The 26,067-nt window shown below is 66.9% G+C and carries 16 protein-coding genes; 11 read left to right on the top strand and 5 right to left on the bottom strand.

Annotated features, from left to right (window positions below):
* Positions 1-19: 19 nt before the first annotated feature.
* The 5 genes from KY496_RS06690 (at position 20) to KY496_RS06670 (ending at position 7,024) form a co-directional block, all read left to right on the top strand.
* Positions 20-469 (top strand): DcrB-related protein, encoded by a 450-nt coding sequence (locus KY496_RS06690; RefSeq protein ID WP_219864293.1) that lies wholly within the window; start codon positions 20-22, stop codon positions 467-469.
* Between the two features lie 11 nt (positions 470-480).
* Positions 481-4,755 carry an RHS repeat-associated core domain-containing protein gene (locus KY496_RS06685; protein ID WP_219864292.1) on the top strand — a complete coding sequence of 1,425 codons (4,275 nt, stop codon included), beginning with the start codon at positions 481-483 and terminating at the stop codon, positions 4,753-4,755.
* Positions 4,756-4,793: 38 nt separating this feature from the next.
* Positions 4,794-5,489, top strand: coding sequence for an Imm26 family immunity protein (locus tag KY496_RS06680; protein WP_219864291.1), 696 nt, complete (start codon positions 4,794-4,796; stop codon positions 5,487-5,489).
* Positions 5,490-5,600: 111 nt separating this feature from the next.
* A complete protein-coding gene (locus KY496_RS06675; protein WP_219864290.1) occupies positions 5,601-6,173 on the top strand; it encodes a hypothetical protein in 573 nt (190 codons plus the stop codon).
* Between the two features lie 332 nt (positions 6,174-6,505).
* Positions 6,506-7,024, top strand: coding sequence for a hypothetical protein (locus tag KY496_RS06670; protein ID WP_219864289.1), 519 nt, complete (start codon positions 6,506-6,508; stop codon positions 7,022-7,024).
* Positions 7,025-7,100: 76 nt separating this feature from the next.
* Here KY496_RS06670 and KY496_RS06665 read toward each other — a convergent pair whose 3' ends face one another.
* Complete coding sequence (locus KY496_RS06665) at positions 7,101-9,875, bottom strand: glycosyl hydrolase 115 family protein (protein ID WP_184235745.1); 2,775 nt, start codon at positions 9,873-9,875, stop codon at positions 7,101-7,103.
* 110 nt (positions 9,876-9,985) lie between these two features.
* On the opposite strand from KY496_RS06665, the gene KY496_RS06660 reads away from it, so the two are divergent.
* From KY496_RS06660 to KY496_RS06635, 6 genes are all read left to right on the top strand, one after another.
* Positions 9,986-10,318, top strand: coding sequence for a hypothetical protein (locus tag KY496_RS06660; RefSeq protein WP_184235747.1), 333 nt, complete (start codon positions 9,986-9,988; stop codon positions 10,316-10,318).
* Positions 10,319-10,623: 305 nt separating this feature from the next.
* A complete protein-coding gene (locus KY496_RS06655) occupies positions 10,624-11,232 on the top strand; it encodes a hypothetical protein (RefSeq protein ID WP_005667540.1) in 609 nt (202 codons plus the stop codon).
* 197 nt (positions 11,233-11,429) lie between these two features.
* Entirely contained in the window at positions 11,430-14,609 is a 3,180-nt protein-coding gene (locus KY496_RS06650) for a TonB-dependent receptor (RefSeq protein ID WP_219864288.1), read from the top strand.
* A 69-nt stretch (positions 14,610-14,678) separates the two neighbouring features.
* The gene (locus KY496_RS06645; RefSeq protein ID WP_184235754.1) at positions 14,679-15,710 is read left to right on the top strand and encodes a family 43 glycosylhydrolase; all 1,032 of its coding nucleotides are present in this window, start codon (positions 14,679-14,681) and stop codon (positions 15,708-15,710) included.
* Between the two features lie 31 nt (positions 15,711-15,741).
* Positions 15,742-19,548 (top strand): beta-galactosidase, encoded by a 3,807-nt coding sequence (locus KY496_RS06640; protein ID WP_219864287.1) that lies wholly within the window; start codon positions 15,742-15,744, stop codon positions 19,546-19,548.
* Positions 19,549-19,657: 109 nt separating this feature from the next.
* The gene (locus KY496_RS06635) at positions 19,658-20,986 is read left to right on the top strand and encodes an IS4 family transposase (protein ID WP_005667704.1); all 1,329 of its coding nucleotides are present in this window, start codon (positions 19,658-19,660) and stop codon (positions 20,984-20,986) included.
* A 35-nt stretch (positions 20,987-21,021) separates the two neighbouring features.
* Here the strand turns inward: KY496_RS06635 and KY496_RS06630 are convergent, their stop codons facing one another.
* From KY496_RS06630 to KY496_RS06615, 4 genes are read right to left on the bottom strand one after another with little or no spacing between them, the layout of a single operon-like run.
* The gene (locus tag KY496_RS06630; RefSeq protein ID WP_219864286.1) at positions 21,022-22,428 is read right to left on the bottom strand and encodes an FGGY-family carbohydrate kinase; all 1,407 of its coding nucleotides are present in this window, start codon (positions 22,426-22,428) and stop codon (positions 21,022-21,024) included.
* A 14-nt stretch (positions 22,429-22,442) separates the two neighbouring features.
* Entirely contained in the window at positions 22,443-23,495 is a 1,053-nt protein-coding gene (locus KY496_RS06625) for an ABC transporter permease (RefSeq protein WP_184235763.1), read from the bottom strand.
* On the bottom strand, positions 23,492-24,511 hold the full coding sequence (locus tag KY496_RS06620) for an ABC transporter permease (RefSeq protein WP_219864285.1): 1,020 nt from the start codon (positions 24,509-24,511) through the stop codon (positions 23,492-23,494). The genes KY496_RS06625 and KY496_RS06620 overlap by 4 nt, the downstream gene beginning before the upstream one ends.
* Positions 24,508-26,067, bottom strand: coding sequence for a sugar ABC transporter ATP-binding protein (locus KY496_RS06615; RefSeq protein ID WP_219864284.1), 1,560 nt, complete (start codon positions 26,065-26,067; stop codon positions 24,508-24,510). The genes KY496_RS06620 and KY496_RS06615 overlap by 4 nt, the downstream gene beginning before the upstream one ends.

Raw genomic sequence — 26,067 nt, 5'->3', positions numbered from 1 at the left:
CCAGTCGAGCGAGGCATCCATGAGCGAGACGACAGTCCGAATCCACCTGCACGAGGGCAGCGTCGCGCTGCCGCCCGGCTTCGCGGACCGCAGCGCCAACCTGTTCGTGCCAGGCGACCCGCAGCGCCAGCCCAACCTGAGCATCGCGCGCGACTGGCTGGAGCGCGGGGAAGCCCTGGCGGCCTACGTCGAGCGCCAGCTCGGCATGCTCAAGGCGCGGCTGCCGGGGCACAAGCTGCTGGCCCGGGACGAGGAGCGCCTCGGCCCGGGGCCACGAGCCCACGCCGGCATGCGCATCGACGCCCAATACCGCAGCGGCGCGCAACAGGTGCGCCAGCGCCAGGCCGCGTTCGACATCGGCGACGGCCGCGTGCTCGTGTTCAGCGCCGCGACGCCGGGCGCGTTCGACGAAGCCTTCGAGGCGCTGTGGCGGGCCTGGCTGGATAGCTTCCAGCTCCAGGTGCGCTAGCGGCTGGCGCCATGTTCGAAGCCGCCCGCCTGACCGACCCGATCGCGCATACCTGCGCGCTCGAAGGCTTCCTGGTCGGGGCCGTGATCGGCATTGCGCTGATCGCCGCCGTGGCCTTCGCCACCTTTACCTGCGGCTTCGGCGTGGCGCTGCTGGCCGGCCTGGCCGCCGGGATCGGCGCGACCGCCATTCTCGGACTCGGGGAAGCGATCGGCCGGATGTTCTCGAATCCCTCCGGAACGCTCGGCAGCGCCTCGCCCGACGTCTTCGTCAACCGCCTCGGCGCGGCCTGCACCACCATGAGCACGGCCATCTGCGACAAGCACAATCCGGCGCCACTGGTGGCGGAGGGTTCCGGCTCGGTATTCATCAACGGCTTGCCGGCGGCCCGCAAGGACGACGCCATCACCTGCGGCGCGAAGATCGACGACGGCTCGCACGACGTGTTCATCGGCGGCGGCCGGGTCGGCTACCTGCCGGTCGAGGACGAGGTGCCCGAGTGGCTGCGCACGACGGTCGGCTGGGCCTTCGCCCTGGCGGGCCTGGTCGGCGGGCTGGCCGGACTGGTCAAGGCGGCCGGCGGCCTGTCGCGTGCGGTCGTGCCATGCGCGGCGAAGTTTATCGGCGGCTTCATGCTTGGCGAGGCGGTCGGCCATTATGTCGCCGAACCGGTGGTCAGACGCGTGATGGGAGGACTCTACGGCAGGCCGGTGGAGGTCGCGACCGGCCGCAAGGTGTTGCTGGCCCAGGACGAAGTCGATTTCGTGGTGCCGGGGCCGCTGCCGATCGTGTTGGCGCGCTTCTATGCGAGCGACCTCGCGCTGGATGCGAGCCCGGGTGGCGGCCTGGGCGCCGGCTGGGTGCTGCCATGGGAACTGCGCCTGCAGCGGCGCGACGAGCGGCTCTGGCTGCGCGACGCGCAGGGGCGCGAGACGGGTTTTCCGCCCATGGCGCCCGGACAGGCGCTGTACAGCGCGGGCGAACAGCGCTACCTGGTCCGCGCGCGCGACGGCCGCTACCTCATGGTCGACCTGAACGAGCGCTACTACGACTTCGGCCAGCTCGACCAGAATCTGGATGCGGTGGCATGGTTGCAGCGCATCGAAGACCGCTGCGGGCAGTGGCAGGCATTCGCGCGCGACGACGCTGGGCGGGTGCGGGCGATCCGCGCCAGCGGTGGCCTGGACCTGCGCCTGGATTACTGCCCCGCGCACCCGGAGCGCCTGGCCGGCATCGTGCGCCTGGACGGCGACCCGCGCCAGCTGGTGGGCTACGACTACGATGCGCTGGGCCAACTGGTCGCGGTGACCGATGCGAACGGAGCGGTCGTGCGCCGCTTCGGCTACCAGAACGGCGTGATGACGAGCCATACGGGCGCCCTGGGCCTGGTCTCGCACTACGCCTGGGCCGACATTGGCGGGCGCCAGCGCGTGGTCGCCTGCTGGTCCAGCGAAGGCGAGCGCGCCGAATTCACCTATGACCTTGAGGCGCGCCAGACCACGGTGCGCGATGAACTGGGCCGCGAGGCGTGCTGGCGCTACGACGAGCAGTTGCGGATCGTGGCCTGCACCGACCTCGATGGCGGCGCCTACCGGATACGCTACGACGACGCCGGCCAGCCCACCCACATCGCGCTGCCGGGCGAACGCAGCGTCGCTTTCGAGTATGACGCGGCGGGCCGGATCGTCCTGGAAACCGACCCGCTCGGACGGCGCACCGCGACCAGCTATGACGGCGACAGCCTGCGCGTCACGCAGACGATCCTGCCGGGCGGCGCGCGCTGGCGCGCCGGGTATGACCATCTCGGGCGCTTGCTGAACACGACCGATCCGCTGGGGCGCGTCGAGCGACATGAGTACGCGCCGGGTCTTGGTCCGTGGCCGGTGGCGCATGTCGACGCGCGCGGCGCGCGCCGGACGATGGCCTGGAATGCGCTGGGACAGCTGACCGCCTACACGGACTGCTCCGGCAAGACCACCCGCTACGCTTATGATGCCGCCGGCTACCTGGAGACCGTGACGGATGCGTTGGGACAGCAAACGCGCTTCGAGCGCCTGCCGACCGGCGAGCCGGCCAGGATCATCCTGCCGGACGGCAGCGTGCAGGAGTTTGCGTACGACGCGGCCGGCCTGCCCGTCGGGCAGCGCTACAGGGAGGTCTCGATGCGCTGGCGCCGCAATGCGCGCGGCCAGGTGGTCGAGGCGCTCGATCCGGCCGAGCGGCGGCTGAGCTACCGCTACGATCCGCGCGGCCGCTTGGTCGAGCTGGCGTCCGGCCCCGACACCCGGTACGACTTCGCTTACGACAGCGGCGATCGGCTGGTGCGCGAGATAAGGCCGGATGGCGTGGAGCGGCAGCTGGGCTATGACGCCGCGGGCGAGCTGGTCGAACTCGAGAAGCTGGGCGCATCGGCGGGCGATCCGCTCGCCCGCGCGCGCCGCACCATGCGCTTCGAGCGCGACGGGATGGGCAGGCTGCTGCGCCAGACGTGCGCGACCTCGGTGTCCACCTATGCCTGGAACGATGCCGACCGGCTCGTCGCGGCGACCCGGGCGCCGCTCGCCGCCGGCAGCGCGCTTGGGGTGACGTCCAGCAGCGTCGGCTTCGACTACGACGTGGCCGGGCGCCTGCTGGCCGAGCACGGCGCCGAGGGCACGGTGCGTTATGAGCTGGATGAACTCGACAACCTCGCGGCCATCGACCTGCCGCATGGCCAGCGCATCGAGCAACTCTGTTATGGCGCGGGCCACGTGCACCAGGTGCGGGTGGGCGGGCGCGTGGTCAGCGACATCGAGCGCGACGACCTGCACCGCGAAATCCTGCGCACGCAGGGGCGCATCGTGCAGCGCACCGGTTACGACGTGCTCGGGCGGCGCGGCTGGCAGGCTGCGGGCCTGCTCGGTCAGGCGCTCGGCCCCGGCGATGGGCAGCTGTGGCGCGGCTACCGCTACGACCTGCAGGGGGAGTTGGGAGAAGTGCACGACAGCGTCCGTGGCCGCATCGACTATCGCTACGACCTCGCCGGCCACCTGCTGCGCCAGAGCCGCGCGGCCGACCTGGAAGACGAGCGGTTCGCGTGGGACGCGGCCGGCAACCTGCTCGACGGCTCAGGGAAGGCGGACGGAGACGGGAGCCGGGGCAGGGTCGAAGGCAACCGGCTCAAGGTCTGGCGCGATATCCGTTATGAGTACGACCCTTGGGGCAACGTCAGCCACAAGCGCAAGGGCGCGCGCCAGGATCAGCGCTTCACCTTCGACGCCGAGGACCGCCTGACGGGGGTGTGGACCGAGGATGCGCAGGGCGTGGTCGAGACGCGCTTCGAGTACGACCCGCTCGGCCGGCGCATCGCGTGCAGCGAAACACGGCGCGACGTCTCGGGACTGGCGCGCAGCCAGCGCCGGCGCTTCGTCTGGCAAGGGCTGCGCATGGCGCAGGAGGTGCGCGAGGGGAGCGTCAGCAGCTATGTGTACAGCCCGGACGCGATGTACACGCCGCTGGCGCGGGTGGATGCGCTCGTCGCCGGCGCCATCGCGGATGTGACGATCGACAAGGCGCGCTCTTCGTCGAGGGTGTATCACTTCCACACCGATCCGGTGGGGACGCCGCTGGAGCTGACCGACGAGGCGGGAGAGCTGGCATGGGCCGGGAAGTACAGCGCCTGGGGGCGGGTGGAGCGCGGGGAAGATGCCATGCTGCTGGAGCGCACCGAGCAGCCGCTGCGCTATCCTGGGCAATATGCGGACAAGGGGACGGGGCTGCATTACAACACGTTCCGGTATTACGATCCGGATGTGGGGAGGTTTGTCAGTCAGGATCCGATTGGGTTGTCAGGCGGTCTGAACCTGTACGCTTATGCGTCGAATCCGACTGCGTGGATCGATCCATGGGGTTGGATCTCCGAAAGTGCTCCAGGCTACGCGGTATATGGCCTGTATGCGCCGGGCAGCGACAAACCTTACTATGTTGGCGTTACGGATGATCTGCTTCGGAGAAGCCGCGAACATCGCTTGAGTGGACGAATGCCTGAGGGCGCCAAAATGAGTCCGATCGCAAGGAACGTCACTTATGGCACAGCCCGGGGCATTGAGCAGGCGCACATCGAGTACTTGGGTACCAAGACAGGAACCGTCGGATTTGATTTGCAACAAGCAGTGACTTATGAACAGCGCGGAAATAAAGTGGCTTCATTCGCGCACGACAACACGACACGGCCTCGCGGTCGACAGGCCTATTTCGAGTCGGCATATCGAAACGCCCGTTCGACACTTGGTGGTGGGTGTGGGTAACCGAATGACCGGCATGGCGTACCAATCACGGAGGGAGTATGGGATGGTGGAGCGCGCAAGGCAGTACGGATGTGGTCATTGGTGACGCAGTGCTGGATTCGGTACGCCACTTTCTACATGATTTCAGTCTGGCGTATCAAGAAGATCTGTCGAGGCGGCCGTCGTTACAGGAACTGGAATACGCATTGGATCTTGCATTCAAGGCAAACCTGGATAACGACGTACTTGCTGGCTTCGACGAACTCGAGGTCAAGCAAGTTTCGATCAAGACGGCCAAGCGAAGGAAGAGGCAGAAAGTAACGCCAGGAGATATTTTCTCTTATAGACTCGATGATGGCAGATTTGGATTCGGCAGGATCGTTGCCAATGTCTCGATCGGCGCGATTGCGGAGATCTTTGATTATTTCTCGCGCCAGCCCATTTTCGATCACAGTAAAGAGAAAACCTGGCTGGTGCCGCCGGTCCCGATCGAGAGCTATTCTTTGTTGGAGGTCGGTGACCTGGGAGACTGGCGGATCATAGAGCACCAGACTGATTTCGTGCCTGGGGACGAGTACGCCACATTGCGCTACGTGTATGGGACGCCGCCTTTCGCCCTGACCGTCACGGATATTTATGAGAACGAGAGGGACATCGATATCCGCGAGGCAGAGGGGTTACCGAAATACGCCGCGTATGACGACTTCAATTTCAAAAAAATGATAGTTGATCATCTGAAAAGGCCAGATGTTTGAACTCACCGTCGATGATGATTTAATCGAGTGCTTCTTGGAAATCAACGTCGGCGGTAATCTCGATGGCCGTCTTGTCAGGCGTGGGGCGAGCATGCTCAGGAGGAGTGCGGGATGCTGAAGACGACCGGTTGCAAAGAAAACGATGTCGTCGTTCTCGAGATCGGTAATGAAGCGTTCACGCTTGCGCAGATGCGCAAGAACGGCATCATGCAGTTCTTCGACATTGTCCAGTCCAGGAACGCATGGGATGGCGTCGATCTGAATGACGTCCCCTCACTATTTTTCATCTACGTCGCAGAGAAAAATCTGGATTCGCTGATCGTTGATAAGCTCGATCAGGCGGGAGTGATCCCGAGTTCCGCTCCGATTCCAATGGTGATGTTGAGCGCGGTGTTCAAGGGCGCCGGGACCTATGGCGCGGATCTGATCCGATTGACCGATCAGTTTTCGTCCTGTGGCGCCGCCATTATCAAGGCCGACCTCGATCCGAGAACGGATCTGGATGTGATTTATCGCCATGAGCTCAGCGGGGTGTATGGAGACGCCGGCAAGATCCGCAAGCGCCTGCGCAGATACTTCGCTACAGGGGTCAACTGGGATGATTCAAAGGAACTTCTGTTCAAGGGAATCGCGCTGCCCCCGCCGCACTATGGACAGTCGTCCGTGAGGCATACCAGTCAGTGAGTTCCTGCAATGGCAATGCAGGCAGAGGGCGAGGTGGCCGACGATGAGCCTTACACTGGTTCTAAATTGGGTGGTAAAGCGGGTCTTCTTCAGGCCGAGCCCCTCGGCTTGAATGACGAGTGTTTCGCGTTACAAATCTATGGAGCCAGGTTTCCTCATCCATTCCGGGGAGCTCTTGGCCTATCCGACGCAGTCGGCTATCTGTTCATCCGCCCGAAAGCAAGCCCGGGCGATCTGGGCAAGGACGCTGGAACATTCTTCGTCCAGACTACCTAGCCTAGTTGCTACAGCGAAGTCAATGTAGCCATATTCCAAAAAAAGGATGGAATCGGATGCAGAACTTTGAACTGATCGTCGACTTCAACGGGATTGTGATATTCGATCCCAGTGTCCTGGCGGGGTATTTTTGCGAGATTAATCTTGGCGATAATCTCTACGCGCGCTTCGTCGGATCGGATGAAGGAGAACGAGTGGTCGAGCAAGGGATCGTCCTGCCTGTTCTCGGCTTGGATGATGGTATCTACTCGATCATCCTGCGGACCGATAAGGAACCTCGAGGGATTGATCCGAAAACCATTATTGTTTCTAACGCTACGTTTCCATTAAAAATCGTCACCAAAGCCGTGATATCGGACATGGCAACGCTTCGAGAATGGGCCCCAGGAGAGAACTGGCGCGAAGTCATGCTCAGGCCAGGGAACTACGCCGTGACGGTCAATGGCTTTCGCGTGATCGCCCGGCGCGAAATCATCGACTTTGGTTTCGAGTTCGTGTTCGAAGAGACAGCAGAGCTACCGACATTGAGCGGAGCGCTCGAGAAGAACATGCAAGTGCTGGAACTGCCCGGCTGAAGCGATCGGTCCGACCTCGGCGCGCCGACACTGGCCGCCATGGTAGCCGCGATTGGCCACACTGCGCCATGCAGCGTCAGTCCATCGGCGGCATCCCATAGTACTCCGGCGCCCCATCCATCACCACGTCGACACGATCCAGCACCACGCCCGGATCGAGCGCATAGATGCGCACGGTGTGCACGCCTGGATCGAGCCGCGCCAGCGTGCTGCTGCGCACCGCCATATTGCCCAGCACATTGCGCTTCCATTCATCGCTGCGGCCGACCGTCGTGTAATCGAAGACCTCGAGCGGCCCATCGTCCAGCTGCACCGCGATGCGCAGGCGGTTCTCGGACGTCAGTGCATGCACGGGCACGGCGACCAGGCGCAGGGTAGCGCCGCCTTCGCTGCGGGTCTGGAAGCGGTACTCGAGCGGCGCCACGCCCGCGAGCGCGTCCACCCCGCGTGAAGGCAGCTCCAGGCGCGCGCGCATGGCCCTGCCGGACGTGCCGAGGCCGGGCAGGGCTTCCCAGTCGGATGACACCGGCACTGAAGCGCTGGCCGCCGGCAGCACGACGATGCGTTCGCGCTCGCCCGGCAGGCCACCGTCAAGGGCCTGCACCTGCAGGTTCACCTTCAGCGTCTGCGCGCCGCAACGCAGGGTGAGCGCGGGGTTGGCGCTTCCATCGACATGCAGGACCAGGCGCTGCTCGTGGCCGTTGCCGGCGTCGAGCCGGCCCGATGCAAGGTCTGGGCGTATTCCGCGCGCCTCGGGAGCGACCGACCAGGCCACATCCTGGCTGCCATGGCTGACCACCGTCAGCGTGCGGCTGACCGCACGCCCGGCCGGCACCACCAGCTGGTTTGCCTCGACCGAATGCGGCGCCGGGTACACCAGCCCGCAGCCGCGCCGCGTGGACGTGTCGTAGCTCGGGTACAGCGGTTCGGCGAACACCGGCAGCCGGCGCGGCGCGACGTCCATGAAATGGGCCCACTTGCCGTTGGCCAGCGTGTCATAGGCGGCGGCATCGGCCGCGATGGCGGCATGCGCCCGCCGCGCCTGGCGCACGTACAGGTTCGACGAGGGGCGCTGCTGGCGCGCGTACTCGGCGGCCAGATCGAGTTTCAGGATGCGCTCGTTCAGGCTGGCGCTGGAGCGCACCGGGTACAGCACCAGCTGGAAATAGGCGTCGTGCAGCAGCGACGGCAGCCGGGCCTGGAGCGCCTCGGCGCGGCGCACCAGCGCGCGGTAGGCCGCCAGACGCCGCTCGGCTTCCTCGCCGCCGGTGCGGATGTAGTCGGTCGCGCGCACCGGGCGCGTGGGTTCGGTCTGGCTCCAGCCCATGAATTCCGGGCGCCGTTCCCAGGCCAGGCGATAGTATTCGAGCTTGATCGCCGCGATCTCTTCGCCGTGAAAGGCGCCGAATTGCCGTCCGGCCCAGGCGGCCAGGTGGCGCGCCGGGTCCTGGCGCAGCACGCCGGCGTCGAAGGCGGCGTCGAGGAAGTACTCGGCCAGGTACTCGTTGGGCTTGATGTCGCCCACGTTCAGCATCCACAGGCGTTGCGCGCCGGTGGTCCAGGCGCGCTGGAGCTGGTCGCGGATCAGCGCCGGGTGGGTGGTGCCGAGCCACAGGTAGTCGTGCGGGCGGCCCCAGTACGACACGTGGTAATAGATGCCGTTGCCGCCGCCGCGCGCGCGTTCGCGCGCCGTGCCGAGCTGGTTCAGGTAGCCGTAGTTATCCTCCGGCCAGACCAGGGTGACGTCATCCGGCACCCGCAAGCCGCGGTTGTAGTAATCCAGCACCTCCTTGTACATCGTGAAGGCTTGCGGGATGCGCTCGGCGCTCCGGCCCAGCGTGTGCGCCAGCATGGCGCGCTGCGATGCGATGACTTCCTCCACCGTGGCGCGGGCCTGGTCCGGTCCGCTGGCGCCTTCCATGGCCGAGTCGTGCACGCCGCGCAGGCCGAGGGTGTAGACGTTCTCGAAGCCCTTCACCTCGTCCACACGCTGCTGCCAGTAGCCCAGCAGCGCATCGCGGTTGGTGAACCAGTTGAACTCCCCGAAGCCCGCTTGCCATTCGCCGACGTTATTGCGCATCATCGGCTCGGCGTGCGAAGTGCCGACCACGATCGCATGGTCGTCGGCCGCCTGGGCGTTGCCGGGGATCGTATAGAAGGCCCTGGTGCTGTCATGCATGGCCGGCCACAGCAGGTTGGCCTTCAGGCGCCACATCAGCTCGAACACGCGGGCATAGGTGTGCGGGCCAATGTCCTTCGCGGGGTCATGCGTCCTGGCGGCCCACGGCTGCAAGCCCCAGTCTTCGTCGTTGATGAAGATGCCGCGCCAGGCTACCGAGGGCGCGGCGGACAGGCGCGGCGCGCCGTCGAGCGCGAGCCCGGTCTTGCGCGCCGGCCTGACGTCGGCCCACCATTCCCACGCCGAGATCCCCAGTTCGCGCGAGGCGTCGACCACGCCATACACGGCGCCGCGCCGGTCGGCGCCAGCGATCAGCAGCACGTCGCGTTCGTCGGCGCGGCCCGTGGAGCGGATGTAGCGCTCGCGTTGCCCGGCCAGCGGCGCCAGGTCGGCGCCGATGGCGCTGGCGACTTCGCGCACCAGCGCGGTGTCGGCGCTACCGACCACGATGCAGCGTTGCGGGCAGTCGCTCAACCCTTCCACGCGCCGGCCGGCGATGCCGGTCAGCGCGGCCAGGTCGCGGATCAGCAGATCGGCCGCCAGGCGAGAGGTGGCGCTGCCGTCGGTGACGAGCACGGGCAGGGCGCCATTGCGGTCCAGCGCGAATGGCCTGGCATGGGCGGCGCCGCTCGCCACCAGTGCGCCAAGGGCGAGCAGGGCGAGTATCTTCATCGACGCCTTATTGCGGATATTTCGGGCCGGTGGTCACGAACGCGCCGCCCTGCAGGAAGGTGCTCAGGTCGTCCTCCGCCGGATAGGCGAACGGCTGGCCGCCATCCAGGGTGAACCGCGCCGAAGTGCAGCTCCGCGTCGACGCTGTCGCACATGCGCATCACCTGCGCGCGGTCGGCCAGGTCGCACTGCACCACTTCCTCGTTCGCCCCGGCGAGGCCGATGTCGGCCACGTCGGCCAGGCGCACGACGTCGGCGAAGTCGTGCAGGCGCTTGCGCAGATGGCGGCCCAGGTTGCCGCCGTGCCGGTGAAGAGGATGCGTTTGAAAGGTTTGCTCATGATCTCGGTGCCGGTAGATGAAAAAGCAGGTCGGTCGGAGCGCCATTACCGGATGATTCAGCGCGCCCGTCAATCCGGCCGGCGCGATCGGTCACGATGTTGAGTGATTCGCGCCCGGGCCGCACAGGCGGGGCCGGATGCTGAACAATACAGGCGCTGGCGTACGAAGACATCAGCTGGACCAGCATCGTCGGATGGCGACACGCATGGATCGCACCGCATTGCCCATCCCGGGCGCCTTGGCCCTGGCGGCCCCGTCGATCGCGGCATCGGCATGCCTGCCTGGGCCGCCCGCACCCAGTACGATTTCTCCCCGGCTGGGAGCTGACGGTCGGCGACCCGCCGGCGCCTACCAGCCCGGTTTCCACGACGGCGCCAACCTGGCCCTGGTGCAGGCGGAGGCGGTCGATGCCGCCGGACGGCGCAATCCGGTTAGCGCTCGACAGCGTGCGGTTCGAACTGGCGGGGTCGGCCGAATGGCGCGGCGGCATCGCGCAGAGCGCCGGCAACCACGCGCTGCGGGCGCGCGCCGACGGCCTGGCGCCGGCCGGGCTCGCGCTGGCATCGACACCGGTCGCGGTGCCGGTGGCTGGCAGCACGGCGGCCAGCATCGGCGAGCGCGCCGCGCAGTCGGTCGACGATGACGAAACCACCAGCTGGGCCAACGCGCCCGGTGCGCCGGCCGAGATCACGTATCGCCTGGCGCGCCCGGCGTTGCTGCGCGAGCTGGTGCTGAAGCTGACCGGCTGGCGCGAGCGCAGCTATCCCTTGCGCGTGTTTGCCGCTGGCGCCGAGGTGTACCGGGGCACGACGCCGAAGAACCTCGGTTACGTCACCTTGCCGCTGGCGCCGCGCCACGGCAGCGAGGTGAGGATCGCGCTCGACGGGCAGGCCGATGACGCGGGGGCGATCCGGATGCTCGAAGTGGCCAACCAGGCCAACGCCGACACCGGCGCGCGGCAGGTGGCGCGTTCGCAGCTGTCGATCATCGAGGCCGAATTCTACGAGCTGCCGTGATGCGGGCGGTGCGGCGCGTGCGCCATGCAAACCCAGGGAATCGCTCAATCGCTTGAGCGATTCCAGGTCGAATGCGCCCCTTTCGATCAGGTGCATGATTCTTTCAATGCCATATGGAATCAGGCGACTGTACGCACATAGAATGTTTTCAAGGCCAAGCAGTACACCTATAACAGAGCCCTTGGAGACGACGACAGATGAACCAAGCAACGACACGCACGCACGTGCTTCACCCGACCCGCTGCGCGCGGGCGGTAGCCGCAGTGATCGCCCTCCTGGCCGCGCATGGCGCGCTGGCGCAGGAAGCGGCGCAGACGCCGGCGAATCCAGCCCCGGCTTCGACCGCGCCATCGGCCAGCACCCCGCCAGCCACCATCAGCGACGGCGAGACCGCGCCGGCCGTGGTCTACATCGCCGGCACGCGCCGCTCGGTGGCATCGGCCATCGATCGCAAGCTGCGCGCCAGCACCGTGTCCGATTCGATCGTGGCCGAAGACATCGGCCAGTTCCCCGACAAGAACGTGGGCGAAGCCTTGTCGCGCGTGACCGGCGTGCAGCTGTCGCGCGATTTCGGCGAAGGCTCGCAGATCTCGATCCGCGGCGTCGAGCCGGACCTGAACCGCATCGAGATCAACGGCATGTCGGTGCTGAACACGAGCGGCACCGCGGGCCGCGGCGCCGAGCTGCGCGAGCTGGCATCGGAGCTGATCGGGTCGATCGACGTTTACAAGGGCATCACCGCGGACATGACCGAAGGCGGCGTCGGCGGCTCGGTGTCGATCAAGACGCGCAAGCCGCTCGACTTCAAGGAGCCGACCATCGGCACCAGCATCTCGGCCGAACACGCGACTTCGCGCGGCGGCATCCAGCCGCGCGGCAACCTGTACATGGCCGACAAGTACCTGGGCGGCAAGCTGGGCCTGATGGCCAACTTCGTCTACGACGAGGTTCACACCCGCAATGACTACGCGCGCAACACCTCGTGGCGCTTCATCCAGGACTGGGACAAGTCGCCCGAGAAGACCGTGGTCAGCACCGATCCGCGCCTGGCCGCGATCGGCGATGCGGCCAGCTGCGCCACCTCGGGCTTGAGCTCCGCCCAGGCGGATGCCTGCCGGCGCCAGTGGTTCGACTACTCGCCGGGCATTGCGCGCTACGGCATCTGGACCCGCGACCACAAGCGTTCGTCGGGCGAGGTCACTGCGCAGTACGAGTTCAGCAAGAACTTCAACGCCTGGGTGAGCTACCAGGCCAATACCCAGCGTCAGCGCCTGAACGATCGTAACTTCGGCACCGACTTCCCGGATGCGAATCGCCTGGCGAACGCCGGCCAGGCGCCGGTCTACAACCCGGCCACCGGCGTGCCGACCACGGTCGGCACGTGCGTGCCGGCGGCCACGACGCCGGACGATATGGTGATCACGAACCACCACGTCACCTCCTACACCGTCGGCAACTGCCTGTACGCGGCTGGCCGGGGCGGGCAGGGCGCCTTCGGCACCTCGGCGCGCGACTTCCAGCTCGACATCGATTCGCGCTATGCCACCTCGGGCTTCCTCTACAAGCGCGACCGCCTCGAGGTCGAGGGCCTGTTCGGCACCTCGCGCTCGCACTACGACAGCGACAGCAACAACATCGCGCTGACCCAGAATGCGCCGGGGCTGAAAGTGACCCTGGACGACCAGGGCCTGCCGCGCTTTACCTTCCCGTCCGGTTACAGCCCGGATGATCCGGCCTCCTACGTCCAGGCGCAGCTCCAGTACCGCCCGAGCGAGACCAAGAACCAGGAAGACCAGGCCAAGGTCGACCTGCGCTATCGATTGACGACGCCGTTCTTCACCAAGCTGTGGTTCGGCGCCCAGGCGCGCAAGGCCGAATCGACCCAGTACAACGGCGGCGGCTACCTCGCCAGCACTGGCGCCAACCCGGCGTCGACCGCCGACGACATCAATGTGCGCGGCGCCAACATCAACCAGACCGCGATCTACGATCCGTTCTATACCGGCGGCGCGCAGCGTCCGAACGACGCCCAGTCCTTCATCAATTCGGGCTATTCGACCCGCTACATCAACGCCGCGCAAATGGCGCAGCTGATCAGCGCCGTCAGCGGCCGTTCGCCCGGCACCTTCTTCGGCGGCCTGGGGGACGTCAAGGGCATGCCGTCCGGCTGGATGTCGCCGGTGTTCGCGAATGCATTGCCGTTCTTCGACACGTCGGCCTTCAACCACGACTACCTGTATGACTCGCCCGGCAGCGACGGCAACGTCTATCCGCAGATCCCGGCGTTCGGCGTGGAAGAAACGATCGCCGCCACCTATCTGCGCCTGGACTGGGCCACGCAGTTGTTCGGCTACGAGGTCGACGGCAATATCGGCATGCGATATACCCGCACCGACAACAAGTCCTCGGGCCTGCAGCGCTATTCGGTGCGTACCGAAACCTCCCCCGGCTCCACGACCTACACCGACGTCGTCATGAGCAACGGGGTCGTCACGGTCGACAACACCTACCACGACTGGCTGCCGAGCTTCAATGGCGCCTTCTGGTTCATCGACAACAAGTTCCTTGCCCGTGTCGGCTGGGCCAAGGCGATGGCGCGCCCGCGCATGGACCTGCTGGCGCCGAACGCCACCTGCGTCCTGGGCAGCGGCAACCCACAGTTCGGCGGCGAAGGCGTCGACACCTGCACCGCCGGCAATCCGGACCTGAAGCCCTACCGCTCGACCAACACCGACTTCAGCCTCGAGTACTACCCGACGCCGGACAGCCAGCTGTCGCTGGCCGTGTTCGAGAAGGACATCTCGAGCTACGTGATCGAGCGCGTGCTCACCCGTGACGTCGACCTGTTCAAGAACGGCCAGCGCTTCAACGTCACCCAAGCCGTCAACGGCGAGGGCGCCACCACCAAGGGCATCGAGCTGGCCGGCCGCACCGCGCTGACCTTCCTGCCGGGCTGGCTGAGCGGCTTCGGCATCGACGCCAACTACACCCGCATGGATTACAAGTACGCGCCGGGCAAGGAGCGCCTGAACCTGCTCGACGACACCGTGCTGCCATATCCCGGCATGTCGAAGACCGCCTACAACCTCTCGCTGTGGTATGACCAGGGCCCGGTCAATGCGCGCCTGGCCTATACCTACCGCGACCGCTTCTTCACCGGCGCCAACGACGTCTCGGGCAACCCGGTATTCCAGGAAAAGACCGGCTTCCTGGACGCGAAGATCCAGTGGCGCTTCAATGACCGCGTGTCGATCGCGCTGGAGGGCAAGAACCTGACCGACGAAGTGCAGCGCAGCGATGCGGGCGACCCGTTCCGGATCAACGAACTGGCCTGGTCTGGACGCCGCTACTTCCTGACCCTGGGCGTCAAGATCTGATCTCGTTCCCGATGTCTGCAGCCAGCCGACCTTGATGGGGTGGCTGGCTTTTTCGCTTGAGAGGACACCATGAAATCCCATGCATTGCCAATCCTGTGCATGCTGCTGGCGCTGGCCGGCTGCCAGGCCCCGGCCGCATCCGACGATGATGCCGGCTTCGCCAACCCCCTGGTGCGCCAGCGCGCCGATCCCCACGTCACCCTGCATCCGGACGGCTGGTACTATTTCACGGCCACGGTGCCCGAGTACGACCGCATCGAGCTGCGCCGCGCGCGCAGCCTCGCCGAACTCGGGAAGGCCGAGGCCCGGGTCGTCTGGCGCAAGCACGCCAGCGGCGAGATGGGCGCCCACATCTGGGCGCCCGAGCTGCACCGCATCGACGGCAAGTGGTATCTGTACTTCAGCGCCGGCCGCGCCGACAAGGTGTGGGAGATCCGGCTCTACGTGCTGGAGAACAGCGCGGAGAATCCGTTCGAGGGCGAATGGATCGAGCGCGGCCAGCTCAAGACCGGCTGGGAGAGCTTCGCGCTCGACGCCACCACCTTTGCGCACCGCGGCCAGCGCTACCTCTCATGGACCCAGGTCGCGCCGGACGGCAGCAAGGGCACCAACATCTACCTGGCGCGGATGGACGGTCCGCTGGCGATCCGCCAGCCGGCCGTGCTGCTGACGCGTCCCGAGCACGCCTGGGAAAGGATCGGCCACTGGGTCAACGAAGCGCCGGCGGTGCTGGTCAAGCATGGCCGCGTCCTGATGACCTATTCGGCCAGCGCCACCGACGCCAACTACGCGCTCGGCCTGCTGTGGGCGCAAGAGGACGCCGACCTGCTCGACCCGGCCGCGTGGACCAAGTCGCCGCAGCCGGTCCTGCGCAGCAGCGAGAAGACCGGCCAGTATGGACCTGGCCACAACAGTTTTACCACCAGCCGGGACGGCAAGACCGACATCCTGGTCTACCATGCGCGCGACTATCGCGACATCGTGGGCGAGCCGCTGCGCGACCCGAACCGCCACACGCGCGCGAAGGCGATCATCTGGCGCGACGACGGCATGCCCGACTTCGGCGAGCCGGTCGCAGACAGGGAGGCAGCGAAGCAATGAACAGCGTGGATATGCAGCAAAGGAGTGCGATATGAAGTGGTATCACTCGATGGCGGCGGCCTGCGCCGCCCTGTGCGCGGCAGGCTTGCCCTCGGCCCAGGAGCTCGGCATTCCCCAGGGTTCGGGGATGCAGGCGGCGCGTGACGCCGCCAAGGCAGGCGACAGCGATGGCCGAGTCGTCCTGATGCCGGCGCTGACGGCCGGCGCGGCCAATGCGCTGAGCATCCTGGTCTCGAACGACGGCGCCGATTTTACCTCGCTGGCTTCCGAGACCTGGACTCCGCCCGCCGGCGACCTGCGCGATCCGGCGCTGGCGCGTCACGCCGACGGTCGCTACTACCTGGCGTATGCGAACGGCGCAGGCGGCATCGGACTGGCCCGCTCGCCCGATCTGCGGCAGTGGGAGTTCTTGCGCGACATCCCGCTGGGCGGCGCCGGCCAGTCCGGCAAGCCCGGCTGGGTGCGCGAGCGCGACGGCACTCTCAAGCTCGTGTTCGCGAACGCCGGGGGCGTCCACATGGTCGCGCCGGACGCGCAACTGGCCAACTGGTCGGCGCCACGGCGGCTGGAAGGGCTGGCCGGCCACCTTGACGCGGCCGTTCTGCTCGATGGCGAAGGCTATGTGGCGGTGGCGCGCCACCAGGGCGGCCGGCTGGCGCTGGCGCGCGCCGCCTCCCTGGCCGGCCCATGGAAGGTCGAGGCCACCCTGGACAAGCTCGGCGCCGGCGTGACGGCGGCGGCCCTGGTGCGTCATGGCCCGGCCCTGCGCCTGTACGGCGTCGACGCCGGTCGGCGCGCATGGCACGCCGACAGCCTCGATGGCGGCCGCACCTGGGGCGAACGGCGGCGCCTGACCGGCACCGCGGCGATGGCGTCGGGGTTTGGCGCGTTGGCGGGCGATGCCGGGGAGCTGGTCGGCGTGTCGGCGCCCAAGGGAGCGCCACGGAAGGTGAGCTGGGATCAGTATTCCCTCAAGATCGATGGCAAGCGGGTGGTGGTGTGGTCGGGCGAGATCCACCCGTTCCGCCTGCCCAACCCAGCCCTGTGGCGCGACGTGATGCAGAAGATGAAGGCGCTCGGCTTCAATGGCGTGGCCTTCTATTTCGACTGGGGCTACCATTCGCCGGCGCCCGGGGTCTACGATTTCTCGGGCATCCGCAACGTCGAGCGCGCGCTGCAGATCGCAAAAGAGGAGGGCCTGTACGTCATCGCCCGCACCGGCCCGTACATCAACTCGGAATTGACCGGCGGCGGCTATCCGGGCTGGATGTTCCGCAACCGCGGTGAGGCGCGCACCGACGACCCGGTGTACCTGGCGGCGGTGGACGAGTGGATGACCCAGGTGAACGCGATCATCGCGCGCCACCAGGTCACCGATGGCGGCGGCAACGTGATCGCCTACCAGCTCGAGAACGAACTGGGCAAGGTGGAGCCCAAGCACGTGCGCCAGATGGAGCACCTGGCGCGCAAGGCGCGCCGTGACGGCATCACGGTGCCGTTCTTCCACAACGCCGCCGGCCGCCTGCCCGACTGGACGCCGAAGGACTCGAGCGCGGCGTGGGCCAATCCCGGCCCGACCGACATCTATGCCTTCGACGGCTACCCGGGCGGCAGCTGCGACGTGCACGCCAACCCCGCCGGCGCCAACAAGGCGCCCGACTGGGGCATCCATGGCGCGCCTGGCCCGCGCGCCGGTGCGCTGTCTTCCCCCGGCACGCCGGGCTTCGCGGCGGAACTGGGCGGCGGCTGGTTCGACTACTGGGGCTCGAACGGCACCTATGCCTGCACCGCCGAGCGCCAGGGCAAGGGCTACCAGCGGGTGTTCTATGGGACGAACCTGATCAACCGGATCACGATCCACAACGTCTACATGACCTTCGGCGGCACTTCGTGGGGCTGGCTGGCCGGTCCGGTGGTCTACACCTCGTACGACTACGGCGCGGCGATTGCGGAAGACCGCGGCCTGCGTCCCAAGGCCTATGCGCTCAAGCAGCAGGGCATGTTCGTCCAGGCCGCCGAAGCGGTGCTGGCCGAGATGGACAAGGGGCCGCCGCTGGCGCCGGCGGACGGCAAGGTCAGGGTTTACCACAACGTCAACAAGCGCCTGGGCGCCCACGTGGTGTTCGCGGCCCACAACCCCCTCGATGGCAAGGGCGAGGAGCGCTTCAGCGTCAGGCTCGCCACGCGCGACGGCGAGTACACGATCGCCTCGATTCTGCGCGGGCAGGACGCGCGCATGCTGCTGGCCTCCTACGACATGGAACGCCAGCGCCTGGTGTATTCGACCTCCGAGCTGCAGACGCACCTGCGCGACGGTGAACGCGACATCGTGCTGCTGCACGGACGCGACGGCCTCGAGGGCGAGACCGTGCTGCGCTATGCCGGCGCGCCGCAGGTCGAGGTGCTGGCGGGCCGGGTGCAGTCGCGCTGGGACGCGGCCAGGGGCGACCTGATGCTGAACTACGTGCACGAAGGCCTGGCGCGGGTGCGCATCTCGGGTGGTGGGCGCGCCCCGATGCTGCTCCTGCTGGCGGACGAACAGACCAGCATGCGGTTCTGGACCCAGGACACCGGGGCCGGACGCGCCTTGCAACTGACGCCGGCGCTGGTGCGATCGGCGCGGCTCGCCGACGGCCTGCTTGCCATGACGGGCGATGTCGACCAGGATGGCGCCATCGAGATCTGGGGGCCGGCGTTCGAGACGGCCAGCTTCAACGGACAACCGCTGGCGCTCACGCCCCAGCTGGACGGCAGCGTGCGCGCGGCCGGCCTGAAGGGCCCGGAGGAGGTGCGCGTGCCGGACCTGGCGCGCCTGGCCTGGACCCGGCGCATGGACAGCCTGGAGGCGGCGCCTCGCTTCGACGACAGCGCCTGGGTGCGGGCCGACCGGCGTCCATCGGCGGCCCAGACCTGGACCATGCCGGAACGCGGGCAGCCGACCCTGGCGATGAGCGACTACGGCTTCCACCACGGCGACGTGTGGTATCGCGGTCGCTTCACCACCTCAGACCCGAAGGCCAGCCGGCTCGAGCTGTTCTACGGGGCCGGCGGCGCCGGCATGATCCAGGTATGGATCGACGGCCGCTTCGTCGGCCAGCACGAGCTGGACACCGGGCGCTCGTTCCCGAAGACGACCGACAGCGTGAAGCTCGACCTGGGCACGCTCACGCCGGGCGAGCACATGATCGCGGTCATGGTGCGCAACAACGGCCATAACTGGAATCTGATGGCGGACGATTTCCATCGCGAGGCGCGCGGCCTGATCTCGGCCTCGCTGACGAGCCGTGGCGGCCAGCGCTTCGGCACGCCGATCGCCTGGCGCATCCAGGGCCGCCAGGGCGGCGAGGACTTGGTCGACCGCGTGCGCGGCCCGATGAACAACGGCGGGCTGTATGGCGAGCGCGCCGGCTGGCACCTGCCGACCGCGTCGTCCCAGGGCTGGCAGTCCGCTCGCCCGACCGACGCCCCGCCTGCCGCCGGCACCTATTGGCTGCGCACGCAATTCAAGCTCGACCTGCCGCGCGACCACGACGTCCAGCTCGCCCTGGCCTTCGGCGACACCGACAAGCCACGCTCCGAACGCGACAACCGCGCGCTGATTTTCGTCAACGGCTGGAACATGGGCCAGTTCATCGCCCACATCGGCCCGCAGCGCACCTTCGTCATCCCGCCGGGCATCCTGAACCCGAACGGCGAGAACACGATCGCGCTGGCGGTCACGACCGACGGCCGCCCCGAGAACGCGCTGGAACCCATAAGGCTGGTCACTTTGCGCACGACCCGCGGCGGCGTCCCCCTCGAGATCATGACCGCCCAGGATGGGCAACCCCAAAAATAGCGATCCTTATTCCACCAATAATGAGGGTCAGAGTCTAATGCCGCTAAGTTAACGATCTTTGCGGCATTTTTTCGTTGTAAACGTGGCTCAGAAATGTTAACTTTCGGCCATGCTTTCTGATGCCATCCCCCTCGTCATTGACCTACCTAATCCTCTTGAGTGGAGCCGCCTTGGCGAACATCTGCCCTACGAATGGGTGGAAGCTGCGTTAGTAGCGAACGATAAAGCGACTATCCGCTCTCGGCGGTTACCCGCGCAGCAGGTCGTCTGGCTAGTCATTGCTCTGGCGATCTATCGACACCGTTCCGTCAAGGACATTGTCGACTCGCTCGACCTGGCATTGCCCGAGTTGGCAGACCGTTGCATCACCTCCAGCGCGACAACGCAAGCTCGACAACGCTTGGGCTCCGAGCCGCTTGAATGGTTGTTTCACAAGTCGTCGCGGCAGTGGATTGCGCACGATGAAGCGCATTATCTGTTCAAGGGCTTGCATCTGCTTGCCATGGATGGCACGACATTGCGCCTGGCAGATAGCCCAGACAATCGCGAGCACTTTGGTTCTCAAATCTACCCCAACAACAAGGTTGCCAGCTATCCACAAGCACGCGGCGTGACCCTGATGATGATGGAAACCCAACTGATCCGTGATGCCCGTTTTGGACGCTACGACATCAGCGAAACGACGCATGCCCACTCTCTGCTCGAGAGCATTCCTGACGACTCGCTCACTGTGTTTGACCGAGGCTTTCTGTCAGCGCAACTACTATGCAATCTCGTCAACCATGGAACGAATCGACACTTCCTTGTTCCCGCCAAGAGCAACACCAAATGGACTCTAATCCTAGGCACGGACGACGATGGCATCGTGGAAATGATTGTCTCGCCTGCTGCACGCAAAAAAGATCCCGCTCTGCCAGAGACTTGGCGCGTGCGCGCCGTAAGAACACCGGATGACGGATCGGGAAAACAGCGGTACCTGCTTACGTCGCTGATGGATAGCAAGAAGTTCAAGGCGGTTGACTTGATTGCTTGTTATCTCCGACGCTGGCGTATCGAAACAAGTTATAGGGAACTGAAGCAGTCAATGATGGGCTCGGAGTTGACCCTGCGCAGCATGACGGTCAGCGGTACCGAGCAGGAAATCTGGGGGGCGATGATCGCTTATAACCTGATTCGCGTTGAGATCGCCAAGGCCGCGCTGGAAGCGAAATGCGAACCGACGAGCATCAGTTTTACTACTGCCCTGATGACCATCCAGAACGAGTTGATGATGACGGGCCCAGCAACAGCACAAGGGAGGATACCGGAGATGCTTAAGCGCTTACGTGGACGGTTGGTACTCGAACTGAAAGCGCAACGACCCGGACGAAAATTTGACCGCGTCGTTAAGGCAGTAGCTCAACGGTATCCAGAAAAACGGCTATCGAGAAAACCTTAACTTAGCGGCATTATACTCTGACCCTCATTGTTGGGTTAGTGAGCGTGGGATAGTTGTGGGGTGGCTGTGGAGAGTGCGGCGCGCCACGCGGCGCGGTAGGCGGACAGGCCGGCGACCGCGCGCGGCGGCTTGGGGTGGTGCTGGCCGGTCGGGGTGGCGTCGCGGTAGCGCAGAAGCCAGCCGCCGCAGGTGGTGCCGCTGGCGTCGTCGGAGTAGGCCAGCGCCTGGTGGGGACGCAAGCTGGCCAGCAAGGGGCCGAACCAGGGATTCGCCGTGAAGCTGCCTTCGACGGTGATCGGGCCGCGCGCGCCGAGCGCGTCGAGGCAGTAGTCGGTCATCAGGACACAGTACAGCGTGGCGAGCGCGAAGCGTTCGCCGACGTCGGCGGGGGGCGGTCCCTCGATATGGCCTTGCCGGCCTGCGAATGGGCCGCCGCCATCGGCGAAGCACGGCAGCGCCATCGTGCCGCGCGCGATCAGCCGTTCGAGCTGCTCGAATGAACAGGTGCCTGGCTGGTCGCCCGCCAGCGCGCCAAATTCGCGTCCGCCCATGAAACGCATGCAGGCCACTGGCTGGCCGAGGGCGTTGGTATTGGCCAGCATGTCGGCGTCTTCGCGCAGGCCGGCGAGACCGACGCCGAAGGCGGCCGCGATCAGCCAGGTGCCGGTCGACAGCACCGTGCGCGGCGCGCTGGGGACATCCGCGCCGTCGCGGCCCAGGTGGCGCAGCAGCGAGGCATTGCTGTCGTGGATGCCGCACAGGACCTCGCAGCCTGGCGCCAGCCCGGTGGCTTGCGCGACCTCGGGACGCAGCACGCCGAGCGCCGCCCAGGCGGGCGCCAATGGCGGCAGCTGGGCTTCCCAGCCCATGCGCGTCACCAGTGACGAATAGTCCTGGCGCACCGGGTCCCACATATCGGTATGGCAGCCGAGCGACGTCGCTTCGCCGGCGGCGACGCCGCACAGGCGCCAGGCCCAGTACTGCGGATACATCAGGATGTGGCGCGCCCGCGTGAAGGGTTCGGGGTGATGCTGCCGCAGCCAGGCCAGCTGGCGGCCCAGGTTCAGGCCTGCCGGCAGCAGCGGCGAACAGGTCTGCGCATAGGCCGGCCGCAGCGCGGCGTAGTCGAGCCCCGGCAGCGCCGCCTCGTAGTCGAGCACCGGCAGCACCAGGCCGTCGTCGTCGACCAGGGCGGCGGTGGCGCCGTGGGTGACGGGCACGATCGCGGTCACCCGCGCCTGGCCGGCGAAGGCGCGGCAGGTCGCCAGCATCCAGTCCCAGATGCCGTCGGTATCGTGGTGCGGATAGGGGCCGTCGTGCAGGATCGCATTGGGCCGGCGCCGTTCGGCCAGCAGCCGTCCGGCCGCATCGACCAGGGCCAGCTTGACGTTTGTCTTTCCGATGTCGAGTACGATCAGCGCGTCGTCCGGGGTCGCTTGCATGGGGGCGCGCTCCATCAATGGCGGGTCGGCTTGCCGCGCAACAGGCGCGACAACGCGATGGTCGCCAGCAGCAGCACGCCGACCACGATCGTCATGTAGATGCCGGGCACGTTGGCCAGCGCCAGGCCATAGGTCACCGCGCCCATCGTCAGCACCGCCAGCAGCACGCCGCCGATGGTGCCGGCGCCGCCGGCGATGCTCACGCCGCCCAGGATCACCATGGTGATGATCTCGAGCTCCCAGCCGGTGGCGATGTTCGGCCGCGTGCTGCCGATGCGGCCGGTCAGCAGGAAGGCCGCCAGGCCCGCCATCGCACCGGTGAGCATGAACAGGCCCAGGCGGTAGCGGTCGACCGCGATGCCCGAGAAGCGCGCGGCGTCCGGATTATTGCCGATGGCGTAGATGCGGCGGCCCGCCGTGGTGGCATGCAGCACCACCGCGAACAGCAGCGCGAAACCGAGCAGGATCACGAAGGCGCGCGGCACCACGCCGAAGAAGGTGCCCTGGCCCCAGTCGGCCATCAGCTGCGGGTAGTTGGTGAAAGCCTGGTCGCCCAGCGCCACGCTGGCCAGGCCCCGGTACAGGGCGATGGTGCCGATGGTGACGACGATCGAGGGCAGCATGAAGCGCGTGACCAGGAAGCCATTGAGCCAGCCGCAGGCCAGGCCGGTGCCGACCGCCACGAACAGCAGGGTCTCGGCCGGCAGGCCGGCCGTATGCGCCAGGCCCATGGCCACCGACGACAGCGCCAGCGTGCCGGCCACCGAGATATCGATCTCGCGGCAGATGATCAACAGCGCCATCGGCAGCGCGATCAGGGCCTTCTCGCTGAAATTGACCGTGCCGTCGAGCAGGTTGTAGGGATCGAGGAAGTGCTCGAGCGTGACGCCGCCGGCGACGAACACCGCCAGCAGCAGCAGGGCGAGCAGGGTCTCCCAGCGCGCCAGCACGTGGCGCAGGCCTGGCTTCTTGCGGTCGAGGATCGTATAACGCGATGTGTGTCTGGAGTCGTTCACGGTCTTGATATCGAGTGGGGGTTCGACCTGGGCGATGCTGGTCGCATTCATGCTGGGCTCCTTGCGGCCGGAACGTCGGTGCGGTGCAGCGGCAGGATCTGGCGGCTGCGCTTGCGGTTGCCGCCGGCATTGAGCAGCACGGCCACCAGGATCACGGCGCCGGTCAGCGCGCTTTGCCAGAACGGCGAGACCTGCAGCACCGGCAAGGCATTGCCGATCACCGACAGGAACAGGGCGCCGAGCACGGTGCCGAGCACCGAGCCGACGCCGCCGGCGATGCTGGCGCCGCCGATCACGCAGGCGGCGATCACGGTGAATTCGAAACCATAGGCGATCTCGGTATACGCGACCGCATAGCGCGCCACCCACAGGTAGCCGCACAGGCCCGCCACCATGCCCGACAGGCCATAGGTCCAGAGCAGGCGGCGCGGGGTCGGAATGCCGATGTAGGCGGCGCATTGCGGCGCATTGCCGATCGCGTACAGGTCGCGCCCGAAGCGGGTGTGACGGGCCAGGAAGGCCATCGCCAGCACCGCGCCGAGGGCGATCCATACCAGGTGCGGCAGGCCGAACAGGCGCTGCAGCGGGAAGCCGATGAAATTGGCCGGCATCTGGTGCGCCGACACCCAGGCGCCGCCCGAGATCACGAACACCAGGCCGCGGTACACGCTCATGGCGCCCAGCGTGACCACGATCGGCGGCAAGGCCAGGTAGCCGATCAAGCCGCCGTTGACGAGGCCAAGGGCCAGGCCCGTGCCGGCCGCGGCCAGCATCACCAGCGCCAGAGGCAGTTCCGGATTACCCGACGCCAGCATGGCCGCGACCATGCCCGACAAGGCCAGGTTCGAGGCCACCGACAGGTCGATGCCGCGGGTGACGATCACCAGCATCTGGGTCAGGGTCAGCATCACGAGCAGGGTGCTGTCGGTGAGCAGGTTGGCCAGCGAGGCGGTGGTGAGAAAGACCGGGGCGCGCAGGCCGACCAGCAGCACCAGCGCCACCACCATCACGGCCAGCAGGGCTTCGCGCTGCCTGAATACCTCGGTCATGGGGACACGCTTGATCATGGCGCCGCCTCCAGTCCCAGGTCGACCCCGGATGCGGCCGCGACCACGGTCTCGGGCGTGGCCTCGCCGCGCGCGAATTCGCGCACCACGCGGCCCTGGCGCATCACGACCACGCGGTCGGCCAGGCCCAGCACCTCGGGCAGTTCGGACGAGACCAGGATCACCGACAGGCCGCGTTCGACCAGGCCGCTCACGAAGCGGTGCACGGCGGCCTTGGAGCCGATGTCGATGCCCTTGGTGGGTTCGTCGAGGATGATGACCTTGGGATCGGTGGCCAGCCACTTGCCGAGCACCACCTTCTGCTGGTTGCCGCCCGAAAGCTCGTCGACGTTCTGGCTCAGGTGGGCGGCCTTCAGTTCCAGCTGTTCGGCGAAGCGGCGCGCCAGCGCGGCCTCGGCCCGGGCGCGGGGGAAGAAACCTAGTTTGGACAGGATCGGCAGCGTGATGTTGTGCATGATCGGCATGGTCAGGTGCGCACCATGGTGCTGGCGGTCCTCGGGCACATACGCCAGGCCGCGCGCGATCGCTTCGCCCGGGTTGGAAAATACCGCCGGCTGGCCCTCCAGCCGCACGCTGCCGGTCACCCGCGTGGTCAAGCCGAACAGCGCCTGCATCACCTCCGATCGGCCGGCGCCCACCAGTCCATAAAAGCCGAGGATCTCTCCCTTGCGCAGGGTGAAGCCGACATCCTGGAATTCGGTCGGATGGCACAATCCCTCGACCTCCAGCAGCGGCGCGCCGATTGCTACCTCGGCCTTGGGATAGGCCTGGTGCACGGCGCGCCCGACCATCAGCGCCACCAGCTCCGGCTCCCTGACGTCGGCCAGCCGGCCTTCGGCGACGAACTGGCCGTCGCGCAGCACCGTGTAGCAGTCGGCCACTTCATAGATCTCGTCGAACTTGTGCGAGATGAAGATGACGGCGGTGCCGCGCGCCCGCAAGCCGTCGATGATGCGATACAGCTCGCGGATCTCGCGCTGCGACAGCGCGGCGGTCGGCTCGTCCATGATCACCACGCGCGCATCCTGCGACAGGGCGCGCGCGATCTCGACGAAGTGGCGCTGGGCCACCGACAGGTCGCGCACGCGGGCGCGCACCGGCAGCGACACCTCCAGGCGCGCGAACAGCTCCTCGGCATCGGCTTCGATGCCGGCCCAGTCGATGCGCCGCGCCGGGCCGCGGGTCGGGTGGCGCCCCACATAGATGTTCTCGGCCACCGACAATTCGTCGAACATCACGGTTTCCTGGTGCACGGCAGTGATGCCGGCGGCCATCGCTTGCTGCGGGCTGCCGAAGGACACCGGCTTCCCGTCGAGCAGGATCGCGCCTTCGTCGGGACGGTGGATGCCGGTCAGGGTCTTGACCAGGGTCGACTTTCCGGCCCCGTTCTCGCCGATCAGGGCCATGACTTCGCCCGGACGGATGGACAGGCGCACGCCATTCAGGGCGCAGACGCCGTTGAAGCGCTTGGTGATGCCGGTCAGCTGCAGTACCGGCGTGGCGGGCGCGCCGTCGTGCGGGCGCAGGGGAGGGCTTGTCAGTTGGGTCACTGGCAT

Source organism: Massilia sp. NP310, from assembly GCF_019443485.1.
In the GTDB taxonomy this organism is placed as follows: domain Bacteria; phylum Pseudomonadota; class Gammaproteobacteria; order Burkholderiales; family Burkholderiaceae_D; genus Telluria; species Telluria timonae.
The sequence above is the reverse complement of the archived record's forward strand: the minus strand, read 5'-3'. Positions and strand labels throughout refer to the sequence as shown.